Annotated in this window: 6 protein-coding genes; all 6 read left to right on the top strand. The window is 59.8% G+C overall.

What is annotated here, in order from left to right:
• On the top strand, window positions 1-880 hold an 880-nt coding region (locus tag ABHR76_RS09400; RefSeq protein WP_346977513.1), incomplete at its 5' end, for an iron-containing alcohol dehydrogenase.
• 9 nt (window positions 881-889) lie between these two features.
• Window positions 890-2269 carry an aldehyde dehydrogenase gene (locus ABHR76_RS09405; protein ID WP_346977515.1) on the top strand — a complete coding sequence of 460 codons (1380 nt, stop codon included), beginning with the start codon at window positions 890-892 and terminating at the stop codon, window positions 2267-2269.
• A 123-nt stretch (window positions 2270-2392) separates the two neighbouring features.
• Window positions 2393-2719 carry an HIRAN domain-containing protein gene (locus ABHR76_RS09410; protein WP_161145005.1) on the top strand — a complete coding sequence of 109 codons (327 nt, stop codon included), beginning with the start codon at window positions 2393-2395 and terminating at the stop codon, window positions 2717-2719.
• 18 nt (window positions 2720-2737) lie between these two features.
• Window positions 2738-2917 (top strand): hypothetical protein, encoded by a 180-nt coding sequence (locus tag ABHR76_RS09415; RefSeq protein WP_035137042.1) that lies wholly within the window; start codon window positions 2738-2740, stop codon window positions 2915-2917.
• Between the two features lie 66 nt (window positions 2918-2983).
• Complete coding sequence (locus tag ABHR76_RS09420) at window positions 2984-3529, top strand: metallophosphoesterase (RefSeq protein WP_035137043.1); 546 nt, start codon at window positions 2984-2986, stop codon at window positions 3527-3529.
• A gap of 140 nt (window positions 3530-3669) precedes the next feature.
• Window positions 3670-4799, top strand: a 1130-nt coding sequence (locus tag ABHR76_RS09425; protein WP_346977518.1) for a DUF2130 domain-containing protein, incomplete at its 3' end; no start/stop codon positions are given.

A 4799-nucleotide genomic window follows, 5' to 3' on the forward strand; every position in this document is an offset into this window, starting at 1 on the left:
GGCCATGGACTGCGCCAAGGGCGTGGGTGCACGCATCACGCAGCCAAGCAAGCCCATCAACAAGATGCGCGGCCTGCTGCGGATTCATCGTCGCCTGCCGCTGCTTATCGCCGTTCCCACTACGGCAGGCACGGGAAGCGAGGTCACGCTCGCGGCGGTTATCACCGATGACGAGACGCACTACAAGTACCCCATTAACGACTTTGTGCTTATCCCGCGCTTTGCGGTGCACGACCCCGAGTTTACGCGCGGTCTGCCCGCCTCCATTACGGGGCAGACGGGTATGGACGCCCTGACGCATGCCGTCGAGGCCTTTATCGGGCGAAGCACCACGCCCTATACGCGTAAGATGGCGCGACAGGCGGTGCAGCTCATCCACGACAATTTGCTCGAGGCCTATGAGCATGGCGACGACATGCGTGCGCGTCGCAATATGCTTTCGGCGGCGTATAAGGCGGGCGTTGCGTTTACCCGCTCCTATGTTGGATACGTTCACGCCATCGCACACAGCTTGGGTGGGCGTTACGGGATTCCGCACGGCTTGGCCAACGCTATCATCCTGCCGCATATGCTTCGCGCCTATGGTGACACCGCCGCCCCCAAGCTTGCCGATCTGGCTCGCATGGCGGGCATTGCGCCGGCTACCGCGCAGGACAGTCTTGCGGCCGAGGCCTTTATCGATTGGGTCGACCGCATGAACGAGGCCCTGGGAATCCCCAAATATGTCTCGGGTATTCGCCGCTCCGATATTCCGCAAATGGCGGCCCATGCCGATGCCGAGGCCAATCCCCTGTACCCCGTTCCACTTTTGATGGACCGTTTGGAGCTCGAGCGTATGTACGAGGTCGTCGCGGGTGGTATGTTTGAGGACGAGAACTAGGAGGTTGCCATGAACACCGAGGAAATTGCGCGCATCGTCGGCGATCAGCGCACCTACTTTAAGACGCACGCCACGTTTGATGTCGATGCTCGGCGTCGTGCGCTCGTGAGTTTACGCGATGCGGTACGGGCCCACGAGGCCGATATCGCCCATGCGCTCAAGACCGATTTGGGAAAGTCGCATGACGAGGCCTATATGTGCGAGATCGGCACGTCGCTTTCCGAGATTCGACATCAGATTGCGCATGTGGCTCGATGGAGTCGCCCGCGTCTGCGTCCGTGTGACCTCGCCAACGCCGTGAGTGTGTGCAAGACGCAGGCCGTGCCCTATGGCGTCACACTCATCATGGCTCCGTGGAACTACCCGTTTTTGCTGACGCTCGAGCCACTCGCCGGCGCCCTTGCCGCGGGCAATACCGTGGTCATCAAGCCGAGCGCATATGCTCCGGCATCGAGCGCGGTGCTCAAGCAAATCTGTGAAGAGGCATTTGATTCGCGCCTGGTGACGGTTGTCGAGGGCGGGCGCGCCGAGAACGAAGCGCTGCTCGATGAGCACTGGGACAAGATCTTCTTTACCGGTAGCGTTCCGGTCGGCAAGCTCGTCATGGAGCGTGCAAGTAAAAACCTTACGCCCGTGACGCTTGAGCTGGGCGGAAAGAGTCCCTGCATCGTGGATGCGACGGCAAACCTGAAGGTCGCGGCGCGGCGTATCGCCTTTGGTAAATGGCTCAACGTGGGGCAAACCTGTGTAGCGCCCGACTACCTGCTGGTCGATGCGCGCGTGCACGACGAGCTGCTGGACCTTATCAAGGAGGAGGCCCGCCGTATGTTTGGCGAGCATCCGCTCGATAACGAGGATTACGGGCATATCGTCAACGCCAAGCATTTTGCGCGCGTACGCGGGCTGATCGACCCCGATAAGGTTGTGCTTGGAGGCACGGCGCGCGAGTCGTCGCTCAAGATCGAGCCGACGATTTTGGACGGCGTGACCCCCGATGACGCCGTGATGCAGGAGGAGATCTTCGGCCCCATTTTGCCGGTGCTGACGTTTGAGAGCCTAGACGAGGCCGAGACGTTTATTACAGATCGTCCGACGCCGCTGGCTCTGTATATCTTTAGCCAGGATCGCGCAGTTCAGCAGCGCTTTGTGCGCTACGTGCCCTTTGGCGGCGGCTGCGTTAACGACACCATCATGCATCTGGCTACGAGCCATATGGGCTTTGGCGGCATGGGAGCGAGCGGTATGGGGCAGTACCATGGCCGCGAGAGTTTCGATACGTTTAGCCACAAGAAGAGCATCGTGAACAAGGCAACGTGGTTGGACGTGCCATTCCGCTATGCTCCTTACGCAAGCTGGAAGCACAAGTTCGTGCGCATGTTTGTGCATTAGAATCAGATGGTGTAGCGACAAACGGTCGAAAAGGCGCGGGTGGGGCGAATTTGTGTCCGCACGGGCCCGTAAGCTTCTCAGTAAGGTTAAACGCTGGTTTATCCAGCCGTTAGGGGAGTTGCTATGTACGAGCCTTCGCGTGTTCTTCTGTCATTTCACATTGCAGGATTTCAGTATGCCGATGGCGCCTTGGTCTTGGGCGATCTTAAAGCGGGCGATAAGCTGACGCTGTGTGACGAGCGCGATAATCCCCATGACCCTGAGGCGGTTGCGATTTATTACGGCAACACCAAGCTTGGCTATGTTCCGGGAAACGAGGTCGGCCCACTGTCCTTGATGATGTATTACGGCCACGAGGACGTATTTGAGGCCCGTGTGCAACAGGTTGCCCCCGAGCGCAGCCCGTGGCATCAGGTGCGCGTTGGGCTCTACGTGGTGGATGCTCGCTAGTCGGCAATGGAGGCTGCCATGTTTGATGACGATGACCTGTTTGATCTGGCAGATGATCCGTTTGAGTGGGATGTGCTACTCGATGACGATGAGCTGGAACAGGACCGTAAGATGCGGCAGGACAAGAAAACTCAGGGTGACGCTTCGAAAAAGCAAGACAAGCGCCGCCGCGGACTGTTCGGCGGGCTCTTTGGATAACCGCCGCATCGCTACGTCTGTATACTTAGCACGAGTTGAGCACGTTGCGAAATGAGGGCATAGACGATGATGTGGTTTACCGCCGACCTGCACCTGGGCGATACGAATATCTTGCACGACATGGACCGGCCGTTTGACTCGGTCGAGGAGATGAACCGCAAGGTCATCGATGCCATCAATGAGTGCGTGGCTGCGGACGACCGCCTCTATATTCTGGGTGACTTTACCTATCGTTTGCCCCTGGCGGAGGCGGTGCGCCTGCGCGAGCGTATCGAATGCCAGAACGTGACGCTCATCCGCGGTAACCATGACGGCGACTGGGAAGATTCCGACGTACCGCAGATTTGGGAAAACGTGCGCGATTACCTGGAGATTGCTCCCGGCTATGCCAAGGGCCATCGTCTGGTTATGAGCCACTACCCCATGCTCAGCTGGAACGGCAAGGCACGTGGCGCCATTATGCTGCATGGGCATATCCACAGCAGGGGTGACCGCGCCAACGCACGCAACCGCGATCGCGAGCGCCCTATCTTTCGCTACGATGTCGGTCTCGATGCCAACGATTACAAGCCCGTAAGCCGCGATCAGATTCTTAGCTTCTTTAGGCTGTAGCCCTCAAACCACCACAAGGGGGGGGCAGGTGGCTTTGTGGTGGTTTTGGCGCCGTTGCCATTATGGCGGCGGCGCCTTTTTTGTCCGTGCGGCGCGGTAGAGTGTAGTCGGTTGAAATTTGCGTCCATCGAGGAGCTGCTATGAACGAGATTAAGTGCCCGCATTGCGGCGAAGTTTTTAAGGTCGATGCGTCCGGCTATGCGGATATCGTCAAACAAGTGCGCGATGCTGAGTTTTCGCGCGACCTGGATGAGCGTGTGAAGGCAGTCCAGCGCGAGGGCGAGCAGGCACTGGAGCTTGAGCGCTCGCGCTCGACGGCTGCTCTGCAGGAGGCGGAGTCTCAGCGCAACGCTCAGCTCGTTGAGCAGAAAAACGCCGCGGCTCAGGAACTGGCGCAGGAGGTTGCCAGGCGCGATGCCGAGCTTGCCGAGCTGCGCGCCAAGCTCGAGGGTGCTGCCGCGGAGCGTGAGAGCGCAAGCCAGCGAGCGGCGGTTGAGGCTCGCGCCGATGCTCAGAAGGAGAACGCCGAGCTCCAGCGTGAGATTGACAGCCTGCGTGCACAGCTTGGACGCAAGGACGACGAAGCAAAGCTTGCCGAGTCGGCGGCGCGCAACGCTGCTCAAAACGATTTAGCTGCACGCGACGCTCAGATTGCCGAGCTGCAGGCCAGGCTTGCCGCGGCGGACAAGGCCCAGGAGATGGCGCTTGCCGCTGCCGCGGCAGAGTCGCAGCGTGAGCTCGATGCCGCTCGCAGCGAGGCCGAGCGCGCGCTTGCTGACTATCGCGCGAAGGTGCAAGAGAAGTTTTCCGCCGCAAAGGCTCAGTCCGAGCAAGAGGCCGAGGGCCTGCGTGCCCAGCTGCGCGAGCAGGAACTGATGGCAAAAATGAACCTGTCAGAGGCGGTCGCCGCGGCGGAACGAGAGCGCGATGAGGCACGTGCCAAGCTGACGAGCGAGCTGGCGGTGCGCGATTCTCGCGAGGAGCAAGCCAAGGCAGCACACGAGCTCGAGCTTGCGCAGGCCAAGCGCGCGAGCGATGACCTGATTCGCTACAAGGATGAAGAGATTGAGCGTCTTAAGGACATGAAGGTCCGCCTGTCTACCAAGATGGTGGGCGAGTCGCTCGAGCAGCACTGCGAGACCGAGTTTAACCGTCTGCGCATGACGGCGTTTCCCAACGCGTACTTCGAGAAAGATAACGATGCGTCCGAGGGTACCAAGGGCGACTTTATCTTCCGCGAGTGCGATGCGAGCGGTAACGAGATTATCTC

This window comes from Collinsella aerofaciens, from assembly GCF_039752985.1.
GTDB lineage: Bacteria > Actinomycetota > Coriobacteriia > Coriobacteriales > Coriobacteriaceae > Collinsella > Collinsella aerofaciens_BT.